At 65.8% G+C, this 20,466-nt stretch carries 18 protein-coding genes and 1 other RNA gene; 3 read left to right on the top strand and 16 right to left on the bottom strand.

All coding sequences use genetic code 11. The annotated features are described in order from the left end of the window. Window positions 1–22: 22 nt before the first annotated feature. From BUA26_RS05900 to BUA26_RS05880, 5 genes are all read right to left on the bottom strand, one after another. The gene (locus BUA26_RS05900; RefSeq protein ID WP_072758702.1) at window positions 23–475 is read right to left on the bottom strand and encodes an EVE domain-containing protein; all 453 of its coding nucleotides are present in this window, start codon (window positions 473–475) and stop codon (window positions 23–25) included. Continuing rightward, complete coding sequence (locus BUA26_RS05895; RefSeq protein ID WP_072758700.1) at window positions 472–1,107, bottom strand: 5-formyltetrahydrofolate cyclo-ligase; 636 nt, start codon at window positions 1,105–1,107, stop codon at window positions 472–474. The genes BUA26_RS05900 and BUA26_RS05895 overlap by 4 nt, the downstream gene beginning before the upstream one ends. A 118-nt stretch (window positions 1,108–1,225) precedes the next feature. After that, a non-coding RNA gene (gene ssrS, locus BUA26_RS05890) (6S RNA) lies at window positions 1,226–1,412 on the bottom strand. A gap of 97 nt (window positions 1,413–1,509) precedes the next feature. Further along, entirely contained in the window at window positions 1,510–1,818 is a 309-nt protein-coding gene (locus tag BUA26_RS05885) for a cell division protein ZapA (RefSeq protein ID WP_072758698.1), read from the bottom strand. 8 nt (window positions 1,819–1,826) lie between these two features. Then, a complete protein-coding gene (locus tag BUA26_RS05880) occupies window positions 1,827–2,066 on the bottom strand; it encodes a TIGR02449 family protein (RefSeq protein ID WP_072758696.1) in 240 nt (79 codons plus the stop codon). Between the two features lie 111 nt (window positions 2,067–2,177). Between BUA26_RS05880 and BUA26_RS05875 the strand changes: the two genes are divergently transcribed. Next, window positions 2,178–2,741, top strand: a complete 564-nt coding sequence (locus BUA26_RS05875) for a UPF0149 family protein (RefSeq protein WP_072758695.1) — start codon at window positions 2,178–2,180, stop codon at window positions 2,739–2,741. Continuing rightward, window positions 2,699–4,090: an aminopeptidase P N-terminal domain-containing protein gene (locus tag BUA26_RS05870; RefSeq protein WP_178368542.1), complete on the top strand. Its 1,392-nt coding sequence runs from the start codon at window positions 2,699–2,701 to the stop codon at window positions 4,088–4,090. The genes BUA26_RS05875 and BUA26_RS05870 overlap by 43 nt, the downstream gene beginning before the upstream one ends. On the opposite strand, the gene cydX is transcribed toward BUA26_RS05870, so the two are convergent. The 4 genes from cydX to cydP are packed head-to-tail and all read right to left on the bottom strand — an operon-like array spanning window position 4,087 to window position 7,167. Then, entirely contained in the window at window positions 4,087–4,227 is a 141-nt protein-coding gene (gene cydX, locus BUA26_RS05865; protein WP_072758693.1) for a cytochrome bd-I oxidase subunit CydX, read from the bottom strand. The two genes, BUA26_RS05870 and cydX, sit on opposite strands and share 4 nt — an antisense overlap. A gap of 15 nt (window positions 4,228–4,242) precedes the next feature. After that, window positions 4,243–5,373: a cytochrome d ubiquinol oxidase subunit II gene (cydB, locus tag BUA26_RS05860; protein ID WP_072758690.1), complete on the bottom strand. Its 1,131-nt coding sequence runs from the start codon at window positions 5,371–5,373 to the stop codon at window positions 4,243–4,245. Window positions 5,374–5,383: 10 nt separating this feature from the next. Then, a complete protein-coding gene (locus BUA26_RS05855) occupies window positions 5,384–6,949 on the bottom strand; it encodes a cytochrome ubiquinol oxidase subunit I (RefSeq protein ID WP_072758689.1) in 1,566 nt (521 codons plus the stop codon). Further along, window positions 6,946–7,167, bottom strand: coding sequence for a cytochrome oxidase putative small subunit CydP (cydP, locus tag BUA26_RS05850; RefSeq protein ID WP_072758687.1), 222 nt, complete (start codon window positions 7,165–7,167; stop codon window positions 6,946–6,948). Before cydP ends, BUA26_RS05855 begins: the two co-directional genes overlap by 4 nt. Window positions 7,168–7,486: 319 nt before the next feature. Here cydP and BUA26_RS05845 point away from each other — a divergent pair, with 319 nt between their 5' ends. Further along, window positions 7,487–11,737: an Ig-like domain-containing protein gene (locus tag BUA26_RS05845; RefSeq protein ID WP_072758685.1), complete on the top strand. Its 4,251-nt coding sequence runs from the start codon at window positions 7,487–7,489 to the stop codon at window positions 11,735–11,737. A 26-nt stretch (window positions 11,738–11,763) separates the two neighbouring features. On the opposite strand, the gene BUA26_RS05840 is transcribed toward BUA26_RS05845, so the two are convergent. The 7 genes from BUA26_RS05840 to rdgB form a co-directional block, all read right to left on the bottom strand. Next, on the bottom strand, window positions 11,764–13,515 hold the full coding sequence (locus tag BUA26_RS05840) for a sensor histidine kinase (protein ID WP_143154185.1): 1,752 nt from the start codon (window positions 13,513–13,515) through the stop codon (window positions 11,764–11,766). Window positions 13,516–13,607: 92 nt separating this feature from the next. Next, window positions 13,608–14,306 carry a response regulator gene (locus BUA26_RS05835; RefSeq protein WP_072760100.1) on the bottom strand — a complete coding sequence of 233 codons (699 nt, stop codon included), beginning with the start codon at window positions 14,304–14,306 and terminating at the stop codon, window positions 13,608–13,610. Between the two features lie 130 nt (window positions 14,307–14,436). Next, window positions 14,437–15,756 (bottom strand): Xaa-Pro dipeptidase, encoded by a 1,320-nt coding sequence (gene pepQ, locus BUA26_RS05830; protein ID WP_072758683.1) that lies wholly within the window; start codon window positions 15,754–15,756, stop codon window positions 14,437–14,439. 175 nt (window positions 15,757–15,931) lie between these two features. Continuing rightward, window positions 15,932–16,279 (bottom strand): pilus assembly protein PilZ, encoded by a 348-nt coding sequence (locus tag BUA26_RS05825; RefSeq protein WP_072758681.1) that lies wholly within the window; start codon window positions 16,277–16,279, stop codon window positions 15,932–15,934. Then, window positions 16,276–18,570, bottom strand: coding sequence for a DUF1631 family protein (locus BUA26_RS05820; RefSeq protein WP_072758679.1), 2,295 nt, complete (start codon window positions 18,568–18,570; stop codon window positions 16,276–16,278). The genes BUA26_RS05825 and BUA26_RS05820 overlap by 4 nt, the downstream gene beginning before the upstream one ends. 92 nt (window positions 18,571–18,662) lie before the next feature. Next, window positions 18,663–19,844: a radical SAM family heme chaperone HemW gene (gene hemW, locus BUA26_RS05815; protein WP_072758677.1), complete on the bottom strand. Its 1,182-nt coding sequence runs from the start codon at window positions 19,842–19,844 to the stop codon at window positions 18,663–18,665. Continuing rightward, a complete protein-coding gene (rdgB, locus tag BUA26_RS05810) occupies window positions 19,841–20,440 on the bottom strand; it encodes an RdgB/HAM1 family non-canonical purine NTP pyrophosphatase (protein WP_072760098.1) in 600 nt (199 codons plus the stop codon). Before rdgB ends, hemW begins: the two co-directional genes overlap by 4 nt. Between the last annotated feature and the right edge of the window lie 26 nt (window positions 20,441–20,466).

The following is a 20,466-nucleotide window of genomic DNA, read 5'->3' as shown; positions in this document are numbered from 1 at the left end:
TCGCGCGCGGAGCTGACTCAAGTCATTCGAGCGTGAGGATATAGCGCCATTCCGAGGCGGCCACCGGCATCACCGACAGTCGGTTGCCTTTGCGCAGCAGCAGCATTTCGTCCAGCGCCTCATGACCTTTGAGTTCGTCCAGCGTGATCGTGCGCTTGAGCTTCTTCACGAACTTCACGTCGACCAGCATCCAGCGCGGCTCTTCGCGCTTGCTGCCCGGATCGAAGTACTTGCTCTTGGCATCGAACTGGCTGGGATCGGGATAAGCCTCGGACGCGACCTCGGCGATGCCGACGATGCCGGGCTCGGCGCAGTTGGAATGATAGAAGAACACCTTGTCGCCGGGCCGCATGCTGTCGCGCATGAAGTTGCGCGCCTGGTAGTTGCGCACGCCGTCCCAGGCCTCGGTGCGCTTGCGCTTGAGATCGTCGATCGAGAATGCCTCGGGTTCGGATTTCATCAGCCAATATTTCATATGCCTGCCTTGCTGCCTTGATCGGTGCCGTCTCTGTCGATGCCGGAGCAGTCGATCAGCTCGCGCTCGGTCGCCACGAAGTCGAGCGGGACATCCCACGCTTCCTCTTCCACCCGTGGCAATTCCTGGAAGGAATAGGCGATGCCGACCAGCAGCGGTTCGGTCGGTCGCATCTGCTCGTTGAGGAACGCGAAGCTGTGGTCGTAGTAGCCGCCACCGTGACCGAGCCGATGGCCGCGGCGATCGAAACCCAGCAGCGGCACGAACACCAGGTCGAGCTGGAATGGCTCGAACGTTTCGCTCGGTTCGCTCGGCTCGGGGATGCCGTAACGATTCGGCTGCACCCCGTCGCCGGATTGCCACGGCGCGAACCGCAGATGCTTGCCCTGGCCGATCACCGGCAGCAGAAACTGCTGGCCGCGGGCGGCCAGTGGCGGAATCACCAGATTGAGCGGCAGTTCGCCGTGGCTGGCCCAGTAGCCGGCCACGCGTGCGTCGGTGAGATATTCGGGCAATTGTTCGAGGCTGCGGCGCAGGCCTTGCGCGGCGCTCATGCGTTCGGGCGGGGTCAGGGCGCGGCGGCGTTCGGCCAGCTTCCGGCGCAGCTCGCGGCGTTGGGCGGTAGCGTCCACGTGTCGCGCGTCTCCCGTCAAAAAAGCGCGCCCGGCGGACGTCGCTGCGAGCGAATGGCTACTGTCTTCGTCAAGCCCGGTCGCCGTCATCGACGGCGACCGGGTGGGGAATGAAGTGGCGTCAACCGCGATGCCGCTGCCCACCAAACGACCTTGATCCAAGATGGATCAGGTGGGAGAGCTACATGGTCTCGAGGCTTTCCGCACGTGGCGGACATGCACAACAACCGATGTGAAGCCGACCCGGGGCCGTATTTAGGAACAAGGCAAATGTAAGAGTGTGCTGGCGCACATCGCAGAAAACGCCGAGGCCGATTTTAGGCGTTTGCCGGGCAATGTGCCACTGCGGAGTTACAGTCGTGGTTCATCGAACGGCGCGGCAACGCGCATCGACACCGTCATTCAGCGCTTCAGCGCATCGCTCTCGAGCACTGCATCCAGCTTGCTGCGCAATGTGGCCAGGCTGTCGCTGAGGCGCCGGTCCTGACCGTCGTGCTGCTTGCGCAAGGTGAGAAATTCATGCGTGACGCTGATCGCGGTCAGCACCGCCAGCCGCTCGAAACTGGGTGCTTTCGCGTTCGCGCGCAGTTCGCGCATCTTGCGATCGAGAAAACCGGCCGCTTCGAGCAGGCCATCGCGCTCTTCCGGTGCGCAGGCGATCAGGAATTCGCGGTCGATCAGTCGCAGGGCGACCGGTTCACTACTGGACATGGTTTCTATCAACCGTTGTTTTCAAGCGATTTCAGCCGCTGGATCATCGCCTCGACACGGCTACGTGCCTGTTCGTTGCGCGCCATCAAACCGGCCCGCTCGCCGGACAACTGCTCCTGGCTCTGGCGCAGGCTGCGGTTTTCCTCGGTGAGCCGACGTACGGTGTCGAGCAACCGGTCCAGCTGCTGGCTCAACGCAACCAGCTCGTCGTGGACGTGGGTGGACTGAACGGGATCAGGCGTGCTCATGCACGAAACTATAACAGGACGCTGGCGGAAATCAGCCGGCTGTCAGCAGAGATCGGCGGCTGGCGCGGCAGCTGCATTAAACTGGCGGGCATCCCCTGAAGGAGTACCGCCATGACGGCTGCCGGGCCCGTAGGCCACGACGATATCGACGCGCTGATCATGCGCTTGCGCCTGGGTACCGAAGCCAGCGAATTGCACGGCTCGCTGTGCGGCTATCTGGCTGGCGGCGGCTCGCTGCGCGGCACCTCGGTGCTGGCCGCGCTGCAGCTCGATGGCGAGGCTACCGATCCCAGCGTGGCCGACGAAGCCTTGCTGCAACAGCTGGCCCGGCAATGCGAAGCCGAGTTGGCCGATCCGGAGCTGGGCTTCGAACCGCTGCTGCCGGCCGACGATCGGCCGCTGACCGAACGTGCCGAAGCGATGGTCGACTGGTGCCGCGGTTTCCTCGGCGGTTTTGGCCTGGCCGGCACCGCGGCGCATGCGCAGTTGTCGGAGGAGGCGCAGGAAATCCTGCGCGACCTTGGCACGGTCGCTGCTTCGTCGTTCGATTTCGGCAACGAGGCCGAAGACGAGGACGCGCTGATCGAAGTGCAGGAGTTCATACGCGTCGCCGCGATGCTGCTGCACACCGAATGCACCGCGCACGACCCGTCTGCCAGCGGCACCGTGCATTGATCCCCAGCGCACCGAATCTGGCGGCGCTGGCAATCACGCCGGACGAATTCGCAAGGCGTCGCCGCCAGTTGATGCAGATGGCTGGCGAAGACGCCGTGCTGCTGGTTGCCGCCGCGCCCGAGCGCATGCGCAATGCGGATGCGGCGTGGCCGTACCGGCAGGATTCGGATTTCCATTATCTGGCGGGCTTTCCCGAAGCCGATGCAGTGTTGGCGCTGCTGCCGGGTCGCAAGCATGGCGAAGCCGTGCTGTTCTGCCGTGAACGTGACCCGGTGCGCGAACGCTGGCATGGCCAGGCGATCGGCACCGAGCAGGCCGTCGCCGGCTATGGCATGGACGACGCGTTTCCGATCGACGACATCGACGACATCCTGCCCGGCATGATCGAGGGTCGCGGCCGCGTGTACTGCCATTTCGGCCGCGAACCGGAGTTCGATGCACACCTGCTGAGCTGGATGCGCAAGCTGCGGCAGCTGCGCGGCGGCGGGGTGGTGCCGAAGGAATTCGTGGCGCTAGGCCATCTGCTGCACGACCTGCGCCTGTACAAGTCCCGTGCGGAGCTGAAGCTGATGCGCGCATCAGCCGCGATCGCGGTGGATGCGCATCTGGCGGCGTTGCGGGTCGCTACGCCCGGTCGCCTGGAGTACGAGGTCGAAGCCGAGCTGCTGCGCGTAATGCGCAGCAGTGGCGCGGTGCCGGCGTTTGCGCCGATCATCGCCGGTGGCCCGAATGCTTGCGTGATGCATTACCAGAGCCACCGCGCGTCGCTGCGCGACGGCGACCTGCTGCTGATCGATGCGGGTGCCGAACTGGACTGCTACGCGTCCGATATCAGTCGCACGTTTCCGCTCAACGGGCGCTACAGCCGCGAGCAGCGCGCGCTTTACGAAGTGGTGCTGGCCGCGCAACTGGCGGCGATCGACGAAGTGAGGCCCGGCCGGCCGTTCGGCGGGGCGCACACGGCAGCAGTGCGTGTGCTCACCGAGGGTTTGTGCCAGCTGGGCCTGCTCAAGGGCGATGCCGATACAGCGATCGCCGAGGGCAGCTACCAGCGCTTCTTTCCGGCCAAGACCGGCCACTGGCTGGGGCTGGACGTGCATGACGTCGGCGACTACCGGGTCGGCGGCGAGTCGCGCCTGCTCGAACCGGACATGGTGCTGACGGTGGAACCGGGCCTGTACGTGGCGCCGGACGATCGCACAGTGGCCGAGCGCTGGCGCGGCATCGGCATTCGCATCGAGGACGACGTGGCGGTGACCCGCGACGGCAACGAGGTGCTTACCGCGGCGATGCCGAAAGAGGCCGAGGCGATCGAAGCCTTGCTGGCCGCGCGCCAGGGGCGTTCCTAGCTCAACTCGTCGGGCAGCTGTGAATCTTCCCGCAGGCGATTGGCCTCGTCAGTGGCATGCACCTCGTACCACATCGCATTGAGGATGGCGAAGGCGCAGGCCAGTCCAAGTCCGAGTATCCATGAGAAATACCACATGAGTTCGCGCTCCCTTCAGTAGCCGCCGTGCGCCTTGCGCACCTGTTCCAGCGTGACCCGTCCGCGCATCACGCGGTAGACCCAGCTGGTGTAGAGAATGACGATCGGCAGCAGCACCGCGCTGACCAGCAGCATCAGCTGCAAGGTGCCGCGGCTGGACGAAGCGTCCCACACGGTGAGGCTGGAGCGCGGGTCGAGGCTGGACGGCAGCAGAAACGGAAACAGCGCAAAACCGGCCGAGGCGATCGCGCTGCCGACCATCAGGCTGCTGGCGACGAAGCCGGCGATGCTGCGCCGACTGATCAGGGTCTGCACGCCGACAGCGGAAACCAGCGCCAGCAGCGGCGCAGCCCAGAACCACGGGTATTGCATGTAACTGGAAAACCAGCTGCCGCCCAGGGCGACCTGCTTGTACAGCGGATTGGAGGCGCCGTCGGTGATTGCCGGGCCGACTACGGCGTAGCCGGGGATGCCATAGGCCAGCCAGACCCCGGCGAGCACATACAGCGCAGCAAAGATCAGTGTCATCCAGCGTGCGATTCTCACCGCGCGCACCGCGATCGTGTGATCGGCTTTCAGCGCCGCCCAGCAAGCGCCGTGCGCCAGCAGCATGCTCAGCGACACCAGCCCGCACAGCAGCGCGAACGGATGCAGCAGATCGAAGAAGTCGCCGTGCCAGCTCATGCGCAGGTCGCCGTCGAACCGGAACGGCACACCAAGGAACAAGTTGCCGAACGCGACGCCGGCGACCAGCATCACGACGAATCCGGAGCCGGTGAGAACCCAGTCCCACAGCGACGCCCAGCGCGGGTCGTGGATCTTGCCGCGGAAGTTGAAGCCGACCGGGCGCAGGATCAGCGCCAGCAGTACCAGCGCAATGGCCATGTACATGCCGGAGAACGACACCGCATAGAGCATCGGCCATGCCGCGAACGTGGCGCCGCCGGCGAGGATGAACCATACCTGGTTGCCTTCCCAGGTCGGCTCGATACCTTCCAGCAGGACCAGCCGTTCCTCATTGTCGCGGCCGAGCACCTTCAGCAGGCCGGCGACACCGAAGTCGAAGCCGTCCAGAATGGCGAAGCCGATCAACAGCGTGCCGAGCAGTGCCCACCAGATCACCCGTAGCGTGGCGTAGTCGAGCATGGCGATGTCCTCAGTGAGCGGCTGCAGTGGATGAGGCCATGGACGGCCAGATGCCCAGGCCATCCGGTCCCTTGCGGGCGAACTTCAGCATCAGCACCACGTCGACGATGGCCAGCGCGGTGTAGAACAGCACGAAGCCGCCGAGCGAGGTGAGCACTTGGCCGGCACTGACCGACGACACGCCGAGCGCCGTGGGCAGCACGCCTTCGATCGCCCACGGCTGGCGGCCGTATTCGGCAACGATCCAGCCCAGCTCGATCGCCACCCACGGCAGCGGCAGGCTGCATAGCGCGAGGCGCAGATACCAGCGCTGCGTATCGAGCTGGCGTCTGCTGGCCTTCCAGAACGAGAACGCGAACAGCGCGATGAAATAGAAGCCGCAGCCGACCATGATGCGGAACGCCCAGAACAGCACTGGCACGTTCGGAATCGTGCTGTCGGCAGCCTTCTGTATATCTGCCGGCGTCGCCTGGCGTGGATCGTCGACATATTTCTTCAGCAGCAAGGCGTAGCCCAGGTCCTTGTCATGTGCGGCGAGGGTGGCCTTCGCCTGTGCGTTGTCCTTGTCCTGACGCAGCATCAGCATGGCATCGTAGGCCTGGATGCCGTTGCCGATACGGCCCTTGGCGGCATCCACCAGTTCGGCGATGCCGGGCATCGTCTCGTCGATCGAATGCGTGCCGATCAGGCCCATCACCCAGGGAACCTTCACCGCGTAGTGCGTGGTGCGCTGCTGCACGTCGGGGATGCCGAACAAGGTAAACGGCGCCGGCGCCGGCTCGGTGTGCCACATCGCCTCGATCGAGGCCATTTTCATTTTCTGGTTCAGCGATACGGTGTAGCCCGATGCATCGCCCAGCACCACCACCGACAGCGCCGCGGCCAGGCCGAAGCTCGCCGCTACCGTCATCGAGCGCTTGGCGAAATCGACATTGCGTCCGCGCAGCAAGTACCACGCACTGATCGACAGCACGAACATCGCACCCAGCACGTAACCGGCGCTTACCGTGTGCACGAATTTGTCCTGCGCCACCGGATTGAAGAACACGTCGGAGAACGAGGTCACCTCCATGCGCATCGTCTGCGGATTGAACTCGGAGCCGACCGGATGCTGCATCCACGCATTCGCGATCAGGATCCATAGCGCCGACAAGCTGGTACCCAGCGCGAGGAACCATGTCACCAACAGATGCTTGATCCGCGAGATGCGATCCCAGCCCATGAAGAACACGCCGACCAGCGTGGCTTCGAGGAAGAACGCCATCAGGCCCTCGATCGCCAGCGGCGCTCCGAAGATGTCGCCGACGTAATGCGAGTAGTACGCCCAGTTCATGCCGAACTGGAATTCCATCGTCACCCCGGTAGCCACGCCCATCGCGAAATTGATGCCGAACAGCACGCCCCAGAACTGCACCATGCGCTTCCACACCTCGCGCCCGGTCATCACATAGACGCTCTCCATGATCGCGAGCATCCACACCAGCCCCAAGGTCAGCGGGACGAACAGGAAGTGGTAGAGCGCAGTCAGCGCAAACTGCAGGCGCGACAGCGTGACGACATCGGTATCGATGATCATGGTTGACCTGCCGGTGGGGTTTGCGAGGTGGGTGCCAGCCGGTGCGCGATCGCCGCTGGGCTGGTGTCCGGTTTCGGCTGCGGAGCGAAGACGATCCACCAGATCAGCATCAGCAACGCGATCTTCAGCGCGATGACGCCGAACAGCTCGAACGTCAGCCGACGCAGCGGACGGCGTGGCAAAACGTGGCGATCCGGTTCAGCGGACGATATGGACATGCAGCGATCCCGTGCATCACATCTCAGCCGAGAATACGCCTCGCCCGTGAAGCTGTCGTGCGGAGTAATGCCGCAGCCTGCGGCAATCTGCGTGATCGCGCGGCGCGACCCATGTCAGGAAGTTTGGCTGGGTGCATGGCCGACCGACGCCGGGACGCATGTGGTCGCACGTTCCGCAGTCGGTGACTCTGTGGTGGGAGCGAGCGCTACAAGCCGGAGCCCGGGTACCCCCGATTTCGGGGATATGCCGATGCCAGCACGCATGAAACCATCCACGCACGAGCGGGCATCCGCCCGTTGATGCGACAGGGGTAGGGGCATGAACACGAAACGCGGCGCGGCGCCGCTGCGGTGGTTGCGGGGGCTGGCTTGCTTGGCGCTGGCTGGCGTGCTTGGTTTGCCTGGCTTGGTGCAGGCTTCGCCGGGCTGCGTGGCGCTCAATGGACAATCCGGCACGATTGCCGGATACGGATATGTCCAACTGCTGACCAACAGTCAGCCGGTCAATCAAGGCGACTACGTCACGCTGACCACGTCGGGTCAGATTTTTTACGGGGGCTCATTCCTGCAAATGAGCGCGAACAACAGTACCGTCTCTGGTACGGAGGGCGGTTCGGGGGTGGGCGCCGACAACCTCAGTAATGCAGTCAACAGCCCAGCGACGTACAGCGTCACCTGCGGATCTGCCGGCGCCTCGATATCGGGTGTCAGTCCGTCCTCGGCGACTGCCGGCAGCTCCGTCGTTATTTCCGGCTCCGGTTTCTGGGGCGCCACGCAGGTACTTTTTGGCGCCACGCCGGCCACTGCGTTCACCGTCAACTACAGTGGCGGCACCACGCCGATCATTAATGCAACAGTGCCCAACGGTTCGGGCACCGTAGCGATCACCGTGATCACCGATGCCGGCACGTATTCGGGAGGTTCGTTCACGTTCACCGCGCCCACTGCCAACGCGGTCAATGCCACGGTGGCCTACGGCAGCAGCAACAATGCCATCGCCCTCAGCATCGCCGGCACCGCGACTTCGGTCGCCGTCGCCAGCGTAGCTGCGCACGGCACGGCCACCGCCAGCGGCACGTCGATCAGCTACACGCCCACCGCCGGTTACAGCGGTTCCGACAGCTTCACCTACACCGCCACCAATGTCGCTGGCACCTCGGCGCCGGCCACGGTATCGATCACCGTCAACGCTGTGGTTCCCGGCGCACCGACCATCGGTGCCGCCACCGCAGGCAATGCACAGGCGACCGTGAGCTTCACGCCGCCGGCCAGCAATGGCGGCTCCGCGATCACCGGCTACACCGTCACCTCCAGCCCCGGCGGTATCACCGGCAGCGGCGCCAGCGCGCCGATCACGCTCATTGGCCTGACCAACGGCACGGCTTATACATTCACCGTGACGGCGACCAACTACGTCGGCACCGGCGCTGCCTCGGCGGCGTCGAACAGCGTGACGCCGCTGGCAGCGCCCACGGCCGCCGCGAAATCGGTGACCACGGCTTACAACACCGTCGCCAGCATCGACCTGTCCGGTTCGATCACCGGCACGGGCATCACCGCCGTGACGATAGGTACCGCGCCGACTCACGGCACGGTGAGCGTCTCTGGCGAGGTGGCGATGTACACGCCATCGTCGACCTACTACGGCGGCAGCGACAGCTTCACCTATACCGCGACCAATCCGGGCAGCACGTCCAGTGCGGCGACGGTGACGATCACGGTCGGTGCGCCGGCCGCCCCGACCGTCGCTGCGAAGTCGGTGAGCACCGCGTACAACACGGCTGCCAGCATCGACCTGTCCGGCTCGATCAGCGGCGTCGACATCACCGCGGTGGCGATCGGCACCTCGCCGACACACGGCACGGTCAGCGTCTCCGGCGAGGTGGTGACGTATACGCCGTCGCCGACCTACTACGGCGGTAGCGACAGCTTCACTTACACCGCGACGAATCCGGGCGGTACGTCAGTACCTGCCACGGTGACCATCACCGTCGGTGCGCCGACGGCTCCGACCGCGGCGGCGAAATCGGTGACTACGGCGTACAACACCGCGGCGAGCATTGACCTCACCAGCTCGATCACTGGCGTGGACATTACGGCGGTGACGATCGGCACGGCACCGACGCACGGCACGGTCAGCGTCTCCGGCGAAACGGTGACGTATACGCCGTCGCCCACCTACTACGGCGGCAGTGACAGCTTCACCTACACCGTGACGAATCCGGGCGGCACCTCGACTGCGGCGACGGTAACGATCACGGTCGGTGTGCCAGCTGCACCGACGGCAACTGCCAAGGTGGTCAGCACGGCGTATAACACCGCAGCGAGCATCGACCTCACGGGTTCGATCACGGGCGTCGACATCACAGCGGTGACGATCGGTGCGGCACCGGCGCATGGCACAGCGAGCGTGTCAGGCGAAACGGTGACGTACACGCCATCGTCCACCTACTACGGTGGCAGCGACAGCTTCACCTACACCGTGACAAATCCCGGCGGCACCTCGAGTGCGGCGACGGTGACGATCACCGTTGGCGCGCCGGCCGTCCCGATCGTCGCTGCAAAGTCGGTGACCACCGCCTACAACACCGCGGCGAGCATCGACCTCATCAGTTCAATCAGCGGTGTGGACATCACCGGCGTGACAATCGGCACCGCACCGATGCACGGCACCGTCAGTGTCTCCGGCGAGACAGTGACGTACACGCCGTCGCCGACGTACTACGGTGGCAGCGACAGCTTCACGTACACCGCGACCAATCCGGGCGGTACCTCAAGTGCGGCGACGGTCAGCGTAACCGTGACGCCGCTGTCGGTGCCGGTGGCGAAACCGCTCGCGGTGGTCACCTTGGCGGGTGAGCCCGTGCTGGTGCAGGCATGGGCGGGCGCGACCGGTCCGCAACCGTTCACCGGTGCGGGCGTGATAACGCAACCGTCGCACGGCAGCGCAAGCGCATCCGGTGGCCAGATCACCTACGTGCCGGTTGCCGGCTTCACGGGCAGCGACACGTTTGGCTATGAGGTCATCAACAGCTTCGGTCACTCCCTGCCGGCCACGGTCACGGTCACCGTGCTGCCAGCCGGCAGTGCGACAGGCAGTTCCGTCACACTGACCACCACGCCGGGAACACCGGTGTCGACCAATCTCGCCACGATCGTGCCGGGCAGTTACGTGTCCTCGACGCTGGTGGGCATGTCGCCGGCAAATGCGGGCAACGTGGCCTTGAGCCAGCCGTCGACACTGACCTTCAGCCCGGCACCGGGTTTCCACGGGCTGGTGCAGCTCAGCGCGGCGCTGGTTTCGGCGAACAGCAGCGTGATCAGCGTGAATGTGTTGGTGCTGGTCAGCAGCCAGCCCGATCCGTCGAAGAATCCGAATGTACTCGGGCTAATCAACGCGCAGACCGAACAGGCCCAGCGTTTCGCACAGAGCCAGCTGGACAACATCCACGGACGTCTGGAGAGCCTGCATGATGGTGGCGGCACCGCATCGTTCAGCAACTCGCTGTCCATCAGCCTGGATGGCCGGCCGTTGCAGGCGCCACGCTCGGCGGCATCGGACGGCACTGAGGTGCCGGGTGGCCATCCGTTGGCCGATGGAAACGGATGGGACGTGGGCACGTCGAACGCATGGATGAGGCCCGGTATCGGTGCCAGTGAGGGCGTTGCCGATGCATCGACGACGGCCGGCAAACCGGTCCATACGGATTCGGATACGGCCAGTCGCGGGTCCGGCGGGCTGGGTGCGTGGGTAGGCGGCACGGCGGCGTTCGGTGCCTTCGATGCTTACCGTCAGGCGGCCGGTTTTGATGCGGACAGCATTGCGGTGAATGTCGGCGTGGATCAGCGCATCGGCCAGCGCAGCCTGGTCGGTTTCAGCCTGGGCTACAACCACGACAACAGCACGATCGCCAATGATGGTACCCGCAGCATCGCGCACGGTTACAGCGCGGCGTTCTACGGCAGCTTCCAGCCGGCACCGCAGACCTATATCGATGCCGTGCTGGGCGGCGGGAAATTGACCTTCGACAGCCGTCGTCACGCTAGCGATAGCGATAGCTTTCTGTCCGGGCAACGCGACGGCAAGCAATGGTTCGCTTCGCTCACGGCCGGCTACGAGTACCACAAGGACAACTGGCTGGTGTCACCGTATGGGCGGCTGGAATGGTCGCTGTCGACGCTGGACGGTTTTTCCGAGAATGGCACGCCTGCTGCCGCGCTTACCTACGGCAACCAGACCGTGCGTACCTCGCTGGCCGTGTTGGGCCTGCGTGCGAGCGGGCAGATCCAGCTGAGCTACGGCATGCTGATACCGCATGCGAGGTTGGAGGTCGGACACGATTTCCAGGGCACCGGCGAGGCCAGCTTGAGCTACGCGTTCATTCCCTCGGCCGGCTCGTGGAACGTGTTGACCAATCCGTACAGCGCCAACGGCACCAGCGCGCAGCTGGGTCTGGGACTGGATCTGCAGTTGGCCCACGACCTGCGGCTTAGCACGGATTACGAATACCTGACGCAACCCCATGCGCGCGTGCAGATGATCCGGTTAGGGGTGAGCAAACAGTTCTAGTCGATCAGAGCATCCCTAGAGCCTTGTCACAGCAAGATATCGAGTTGCAGAGACAGGCCACGCCCTGGTGCAGTGTCCAGCATCAGCTCGCCACCGAGACGCGCAGCGCGGCCGCGCAGGCTAGCAAGTCCGGCACCGCCGCCATGACTGCGGCTGGCGGCGGTGGGGTCGAAGCCGTCGCCGTCATCGCGTACCTCGACGGCCAGGCGCGCATCGTTGCGTCGCACGGTGATGTCCACGCGGCTGGCGCGGCTGTGCTTGAGCACGTTGGTCAGCGCTTCCTGCAGCAGACGCAGCAGGTCGAGGCTGCGGGCGGGGCCGAGGCGCAGCCCATCGAGGCCTTCCAGCTGCCAGCGACTGTCGATGTCGGCCACGTCCAGGCGCTGGCTCCAGCGGTGGTGCAGCGGGGCGAGCAGGCCGGCCAGGTCGGAGTCCTGCTCGTGGGTAGTGGTGTCGATGACCAGGCGCAGGTCGTCGCGCAGTTCCTTCAGCGTGCTGACCACGCGTGCTGGTTCCGCCGGCCGCTGCGGATTTTCCAGCGCGGCGATGGCGCCGAGCAGACTGCCGCCGAAGCCGTCGTGGAGGTCGCGCACCAGATTCAGGCGTTCGCCGATGCGGGTGTTGTCCAGCGCCAGGGTGTGCTCGCGTGCCAGCGTGTCGCCGAGCTGCGAGGTGGCGACATCGACCTCGCGCTTGAGTTCGACGTTGAAGCCCTCGACGCGGCGCATGGCCATGGAAAAGCGCCAGGCTACGGCGAAGGCCATGCCGATCAGGGTCAGCGGCGAGGTCAGCGCGCCGACATAGTTGTTACCATGGATCAAACCCAGGTACAGCGCGAGATCGCGGAACGAGAGCAGCATCGGCAGCAGCAGGCATACGCCTAGTACGCGAACTTCGATCTGGCGGCTGCGTGCGGCATGCCACAGGAAGGCGGCGATCGTGACGTAGTAGAACAGGATGGTGGGAAGCACCCATAGATTGCGCCATGGACCCATGCGATGCGGGTCGAGCAGCGCAAACGCGAAGGCGGCCAGGCTGGCCAGCCCCAGTGCGGCCTCCGTGCGCGGCCAATAGCGCTGGCAGAAGCGCAGCAGGAACACGGTGAAGCAGCACACCGACGCCACGAGCAGGGCGACGACGAAGGCCTGCCACGCATCGGTACTGGCGAACGGCCAGGTGCTTGCGGTGACGTAGTTCCAGCCGTAGCCGGCGCCGAACAGCGTGTTCAGCGCGTACCAGCCGTAAACGGTGTCCCTGCGACGCAACAGCCAGAGCATGCCGAACAATATGCCCAGCACGGCGCTGATGGCGAAGTTGAACAGGCGAATGTCGTATCGCCAGCGCAAGTCCTGGCGATACAACTGCTGCACCGCATTGGGGTCGCCCAGCTTCACCACGCCGAAACCGGGCTGATAAGCCGCGAGGCCCGAAACGCGCACCAGCAGCGTGTTCCCGCCGGTATGCAGAAGGGGTTTGTCGATCAGGAAAAACTGCGGCGCGACCCAGCTGCGCGACAGTGGCTCGACCAGTTGTGGCTCGCGGTAGACCAGGCTGCCATTGACGTAGACGGCATCGGCCATGCAGACGTAATCGATCAGCAGGCCGATCGGAGTGCCCGCGTCGGCCTGATTCCAGTGCACGCGATACCAGACCACGCCATCATGCTGCGGCCAGCGGACGTTCCAGTAATCCATCAACGTGACCGGCGTCCAGCCAGCCGGGGGCGGCGCGCTGGAATCCCAGCCGGCCTGCACGGCGTCGGCACGATCGATGGTCACGACGGGGGATGCCGCCGGCTGTGCCTGCAACGCACCGACGGTGCATGCCGCCAGCAGCCACAAGACCAGCAGCCATGCTCGTCGTCGGTACCTCAATGCAGCAGGCCCAGAGCCTTTGCTTCGAATACCGCCGCCGTGCGGGAACGCACCGCCAGCTTGCGATAGATGCTCTTGGTGTAACCCTCGATGGTGAAGCGCGACAGCATGGTCAGGTCGGCGATTTCGCGGTTGCTGTAGCCGCGCGCGACCAGCCGCAGGATCTCCGACTCGCGATCGGACAAGGCATGCGCCGGGTTTTCCGCGGCTTCAGTTTCATTTGCGACGGTAGCTGCAGGCTCGGCAGGAAGCTGCAGCAAGGCAAGAATGCTGCGGGCGATGACCGGGTCGATCGGCGCGCCGCCGCGCCGGATGCTCTGCAAGGCCAAGCTGAGCTCGATGTCGTCGCGCTCCTTCAACAGGTAACCGATGGCGCCCGCGCGCAGGGCGGCCAGCACGGTGTCTTCGTGTCCCCATGCGGTAATGACCACCGAGGTGACCCGCGGGCGATGAGCGCGCAGCCATGCGATCAGCTCGATGCCGTTGCCGTCGGGCAGGCCGATGTCGATCAAGGCCAGACCGCTGGCGTCTTCGTCCAGCAGCGCCTTGGCGCCGGCGATGCTGTCGGTGGTGGCGATGCGCGCGTCCGGGCCGGTGAGGTCCGCCACGAGTTGCAGCAGGCGCTGCCGCATCGTCGGGTTGTCCTCCACGATCCATGCCGGACTCAGATCGATGCCGTTTTCTGGTGGTCCCATGCCTTGCGCCAGCCCCTGCTGTCTCGACACCTGGCCGGATGTCGGTCGACGTCCAGCCGGCACAGTATACGGTGCCGGCGATTGTCCGGATTCGGCGCTCCGGCGCAGCGGGCGGGCTTTCGCTGGCGGGTCAGCCGTGTCGCGCGAAGGCATCGCGGGTGAGGTTCTCCGGCGCGCCGTCGGTGCACACGACGTCGTCTTCGATGCGGATGCCGCCGTACTGGCGGAAAGAGTCGACCCTGGCCCAGTCGATGTCGGCGGCGGCCGGTTTGGCGCGCAGTTCTTCCAGCAGCATGTCGATGAAGTACAGGCCTGGCTCGATCGTCACCACCATGCCAGGCTCCAGCACGCGGGTCATGCGCAGGTAAGGGTGGCCTTGCGGGCGTGGAATGCTGCCGCCGCGTTCGCTCTGTTGGAAGCCGGCCACGTCGTGCACCTGCAAGCCGAGCGGATGGCCCAGACCGTGCGGGAAGAAGGCGCTGCTCACACCGGATTCGACCGCGCTTTCGGCGCTCATGCGGATGAAACCGTGCTCGCGCAATACGCCGGCCAGCACGTGATGGGCGTGGATGTGCAGTTCGGGATAACTCTGTCCTGCGCGCACCTTGGCGACAAAGCCCTGTTGCGCGGCGTCGACGCTGTCGATCAACGCCTGGAATTCCGCCGCCTGCGGCGCGGCGTAGGTGCGCGTGATGTCGCTGGCGTAGCCGGCCGCACTGGCACCGGCATCGATCAGGAACGAGCGGCTGTGCGCCGGCGGCGTGCGGTCGAAATTCGTGTAGTGCAGCACCGCGCCATGTTCGTTGAGGCCGACGATGCTGGCATAGGGCAGTTCGGCATCGATCTGCCGCGCCGCGGCGAGGTAGGCCATGTGGATGCCGAACTCGCTTTCGCCGGCGCGGAACGCGGCTTCGGCGGCGCGGTGCGCCCGCGCTCCGATCCGGCTGGCTTCACGCATCAGCATCAGTTCGTACGGTGTCTTGTAACTGCGGTACCAGTGCAGATAGTCGAGCACGGCTGGTGGATTGTTCGCTTCGACGCCGTCGGTGGGGGGGCAGGCGGCGGCGATCGCGGCGCGCTTGCCGGTGGGCAGCGCGGTCAGCGCGTCGGCGGCGTTGCTCACGATCACGATGTCGAAGTGCTCGACCCAGTAGCCGTGCGGCGCTTTCGGCACCACATGCCAGTAGTCGTGCGGCTGCAGGAAAATCAGCTTCGGCTTGCGGCCTGGCGTGTAGGCGATCCAGCTGCCCGGTGCGTCGGTCAGCGGCAGCCAGTGCTTGAAATGCGGACTCACCACGAACGGGTAGTCCTGGTCGTCCAGAAACTTGCGCAGCGGCGTGCCCGCGGCGATCAGCAAATGGTCGAAACCGGCCAGCGCGAGTGCCTGGTCGACGCGCTCACACACGGTGGCCAGATGTTGCGGATACAGCGAGGCGAGTTGATCGTGCATGAGAGACTCCTGCGGGCGATGGGCGGCTCCTGCTGCAGGTTCGCCGCGGGCCTGACAACGGGCCGCCGTGCCGCGAGCTGCTCTTGCATGCAGGGCGCAACAGCCCGTGATGGAATAGGGAAGGGGAAAGCAGGCTTACATGATGCCGTGCAAGCGCTGAGACCGCCAGCGAAGGTCAGGCTTGCGCCAGCCAGCTGTCGAGGCGGGCGGCATCGGCATCGGTGATGGCCACGATGCGGTAGCCGGCCCAGATCTGTCCGGAACTGGCGGCAGATTCATGCCATTGCTCCTGGATGCCGGCCTCGATCGGTTGCGACTGCATCGGCATCCGATCCGAACCCGGCAGGTTCAGGCTTACCTGATAGAGCGCTTCGCTGCGCGGCTCCTGCACACCGATCAGCAGCATGCCGCTGCTGGAAATGTTGCCCAGATGGCCCATCGGCAGGCCGCTGATCACGTCGGTCACGATGGCAGTGACGGAGGTGCGCTTGCGCTCGGCGCGACGCTGGTTGTGGGAGCTCATCGGCGGTCGGGTCCGGGCGAGATGGAAGGTTTGGCCGCGGCCGACTGGCGCAGGCTGCCGGTGAGGCTGCGCCAGGCGCGATCGAGCAAGCCCTCGCGCTGCTGCACCACCTCGCATACGCGGCCACTGGCAATCTCGTGGGCCAGCTGGTTGAGGCTCATTTCCTCGCCGCGCTGACCGCGCCGGCTGACCAGCAGGCAGCGCCCGGACATCGGTGAATACCAGGCCAGCTTGCGTCGCGTGATCTTCCCGCTGGCCGGATCGATGAATTCGAACCAGCTGCCGAACGGCAGATCGGCGAGATGCTTCTCGATGCGCCGCACACGCGGGCTTGATTCCGCGGCCGGCGCTTGCCCCGGCTGAGGAGCTGCCGGCTCATGCTGGGCGGACTGCTGCTCGCCCAGACGCTGATGCTGTTTCAGGCGCAGCGCAAGGTCGGTGGCGCTAGGCAGCTCCAACGACGGGTCGTGCTTGCCTGCCCCGAGCAGTCGTTGCGCCACCTGAACCGCTTCCTCGGCGTGCATGCCGATCTGCTGCAGGCCGTTCTCCACGTTTTCCTGCAGTTTCGTTCGGTCGCCTGCGGGCAGGCGACCGAGCAACTGATCGGTGATGGCCAGCTGCGCGCCGAACGCGTCGCTGTCTTCGCCGTGACGCAGCAAGGTCAGCGCCAGTACGTCCGACCAGGCACGATCCAGCAGTGCGCGCAGCAGGCCGCGCGGCGGCGATTGCGCAAAGCGTTCGGCCATCAACTCGCCGGCGCGCTGGCGCGCCTTGTCGAGCCGCTCACGGCCTTGCGCTGCTTCCACATGGCGGCGTTCGGCGGCCTGTGCCTTGCGCGTGAGAAGGGCCAGATGATGTTCGATGTCGGCCAGCAAGGTGGTGTAGAGGCCGGCGCTGGGCGGTTCCTGGTTGGCGCGGCTGACCAGTTGTTCGAGCTTGGTCGCCAGCGGTCGGTTGCTCTCGTCGTCGCTGCCGTCGAGCCAGTCGTTGGCCGCGGCGGTGACCGTGTCCAGCAATCGGCGTGCCGGGTGCTCGTGCTTCTCGAAAAACGCCTGGTCGGCGACCGCCATGCGCAGCACCGGCAACTGCAGGTCGCTGAGCAGCGTCTTGGCATTGCCGCCTTGCTGCAGTTGCTGGCCGAGCTGTTCGAACAGCCGCGCCACCAATTCCACCTTGTCGCCCTGTTCACCGCTGAGCTGGGTGTGCGGGGCGTCGATGGGCTTGCCGAAATTGAGCTGGGCCAGCAATTCCTCGCGCAGCCGCGCGGCGCTGCGCAGTTCGCGGCTGGCCTGATCGGTGACCTGGGCCAGATGCTGCTGCAGCGCCCCGAGTGCGGTCTGCAATTCGTCCTCGCTGGCGGCGCGGCCGGTCGGCTGGCCTTGGGCGCCGCCCAGATTGGCGCGCTGCCGCGCCAGCAGATCGCGCAGCGATTCCAGCACTTCGATGGAGCCGCCATGGGAACCGCCGCCAGGCACGCCTTGCACCGTGCCCGGGCCGGTGGAAGAGGCACCGGCCGGTTCGGTGGATGCGGCGGCTTCGACGACGGCGGTGCGCGACCGTTTGCCGATATGGCGCGGGATCGGAATGCTGCGCAGCTGCGGCAGGATGCCATCGGCCTTCAGTTGCGCATTGATGGCGTCGTACAGCGGCGCCAGCGATTGAAGCACCCATTGATCGAAGTGCTGCAACAGCAGCAACTGGTGCTGCCGCGGCAATTTGATTTCAGCACTGGCCTGCTGGCATACCCGTGCCAGCGTGTGCGGCCCCAGCGGCAGCGCCTGGCCTTCCAGGGGCGGCGCGCCGATCAGCACGCCCATCCGATAGCTCAGCTCGTACAGCACGCTGGCATGGCGCACCTCGCCTCGGGCGCCCAGTTGCTCCAGCGCCATCGACAGATCCTGTTCGATCGTGTCGAGCAGCTCCAGCGATTGCCACTTTTTTGCATCGACCGCCGCGTCGCCGGGTTTGCTGGCGGCGCGGTCGAGCTCATCGATCGCGCCGCCAAGCAGTTCCATGAAGCGCTGTTCGAATGTGGTCCGATCCTGCAGCACGCGTTGCCGGCTCGTGAAGCAGTCCTGCTGCTCATCGGCCCGGAGTGCCTTTTCCGCCATTGCAAAAAGCTGCTTTTCGAACTCACTCAGGCAGCGTCGCAGCGGTTCGTACAGTCCTTCGACGGACAAGGTGTAGCTGGCTTCGAGCTGTCGCTGCGCGCGCGCGGGCCAGCGCCCGCTGCCGAGGCGGCTGCCCTGGTGCGACGCCGGCTGGCGGCGCCGATCCTGTCCGACATCCATGCAAGAACCTGTGGTTTCCCCCGAAGCCGTCAGTCTATGCCGGTTGTTGCGTCTATGCCATCGCCGGCCAGGCCCGTTCCGGCCGGGAAATTTCAGTCGAGAAAACTGGCGATGACATCGTTGAGAAAGCGCTGGCCCAGCGCAGTCGTATGCAGCCGCCGCGGGTCGTCGTGCAGCCAGCCGCGCTGGCGGGCGGCGGCCAGTCCGGCGGCGATGCGCTCGAGCGGCACGCCGGTGCGTTCGGAGAAGGCAGTCAACGGTACGCCGTCGATCAGGCGCAGCGCGTTCAGCATGTACTCGAACGGCAGTTCGGCGGCGCTGACCACGTTGTCGCCGCCGATACGCGAGGGGTTGCCGGAGGCTTCCAGATAGGCACGCGGGTGACGGATTTTCCAGCGCCGCCGCACCTGGCCGCTCGCGGTGTCGCTGAGCTTGCCGTGCGCGCCCGCACCGATGCCGAGGTAATCGCCGAACTGCCAGTAGTTGAGGTTATGGACACAGCGCCGGCCTGGCTGGGCGTAAGCGGAGATTTCGTACTGGCCATAGCCGGCACCGGCGAGGCGGGCTTCGCAGGCTTCCTGCATCGCCCACGCATGATCGTCGTCCGGCAGCGGCGGCGGGTTGGCGGCGAACGCGGTGTTCGGCTCCAGGGTCAGCTGGTAATGCGAGATGTGGGTGGGCTCGAGCGCGACCGCACGCTCCACGTCGGCCAGCGCGCCGTCCAGCGTCTGTTGCGGCAGCGCGTACATCAGGTCGAGGTTGATGTTGGTGTAGCCGGCGTCCTGTGCGGACTTCACCGCGGCCTCCGCCTCGTTCGCCGAATGGATGCGGCCGAGCCGCTTCAGCTTGTCGTCGTCGAAGCTCTGCACGCCGAAGGAAATGCGGTTGACGCCGGCCGCCAGATAGCCGTCGAAACGGCCGTGCTCGACGGTGCCGGGATTGGTTTCCAGCGTGATCTCGGCATCGGCAGCCAGCGGCAGGCGCTCGCGTACGCCATCGAGCAGGCGCTCGATCAGCTCTGGTGCGAACAGGCTGGGCGTGCCGCCGCCGAAGAACACGCTGATGACAGGCCGGCTGACGCCGGGCCGGCTTTCCAGCGCCGCACCGAAATCGACACGATCGGCATCCAGATCGGCCAGCAGATGGTCGATGTAGTCGGCGTACGGCGGCGGCTCGCTGCGCAGGCCGTGCGAGTTGAAATCGCAATACGGACATTTCTTCACGCACCACGGCATGTGGATATACAGCGACAGCGGTGGCGCGAGCAGGCTCATGCGTGGCGTTCGGCCAGCCTCGCATGCAGCTGCGCCAGCGCCTGGCCGCGATGGCTGAGCTGGTTCTTCAGCGCCGGTTCGAGTTCGGCGGCGCTGAGCGCATGGCCATGCGGCAGGAACAGCGGGTCGTAGCCGAAACCCTGTTCACCGCGCGGCGCATCGAGCACGCGGCCGTGCCAGCGGCCTTCGGCGATCAGTGGGGCCGGGTCGTCGGCATCCCGCAGCAACACCAGGGCGCAGATGAAGAACGCGCCGCGCTGCGCCGCGGGCACGCCGTCCAGCGCGCGCAACAACTTCGCGTTGTTCGCCGCGCTGTCGCCGTGGCCGCCGGCATAGCGTGCCGAATACAGGCCGGGGGCGCCGTGCAGGTGCTCCACGCACAGGCCGGAGTCGTCGGCCAGCGCGGGCAGGCCGCTGGCCCGGGCCGCGTGGCGCGCCTTGAGCAGCGCGTTCTCGACGAAGCTGAGGCCGGTTTCCTCGGCGTCCGCGACGCCCAGGCTCGACTGCGCAATCACCTCGAAGCCGCTGTCGGCAAGCAGCGCGTTGAACTCTGCGAGCTTGCCGCGATTGCTGCTGGCCAGTATCACCCGTTGCATCATCGATCGATTCCCGATTCCCGATT

It is taken from the genome of Rhodanobacter sp. OK091, from assembly GCF_900142825.1.
GTDB lineage: Bacteria > Pseudomonadota > Gammaproteobacteria > Xanthomonadales > Rhodanobacteraceae > Rhodanobacter.
The sequence above is the reverse complement of the archived record's forward strand: the minus strand, read 5'-3'. Positions and strand labels throughout refer to the sequence as shown.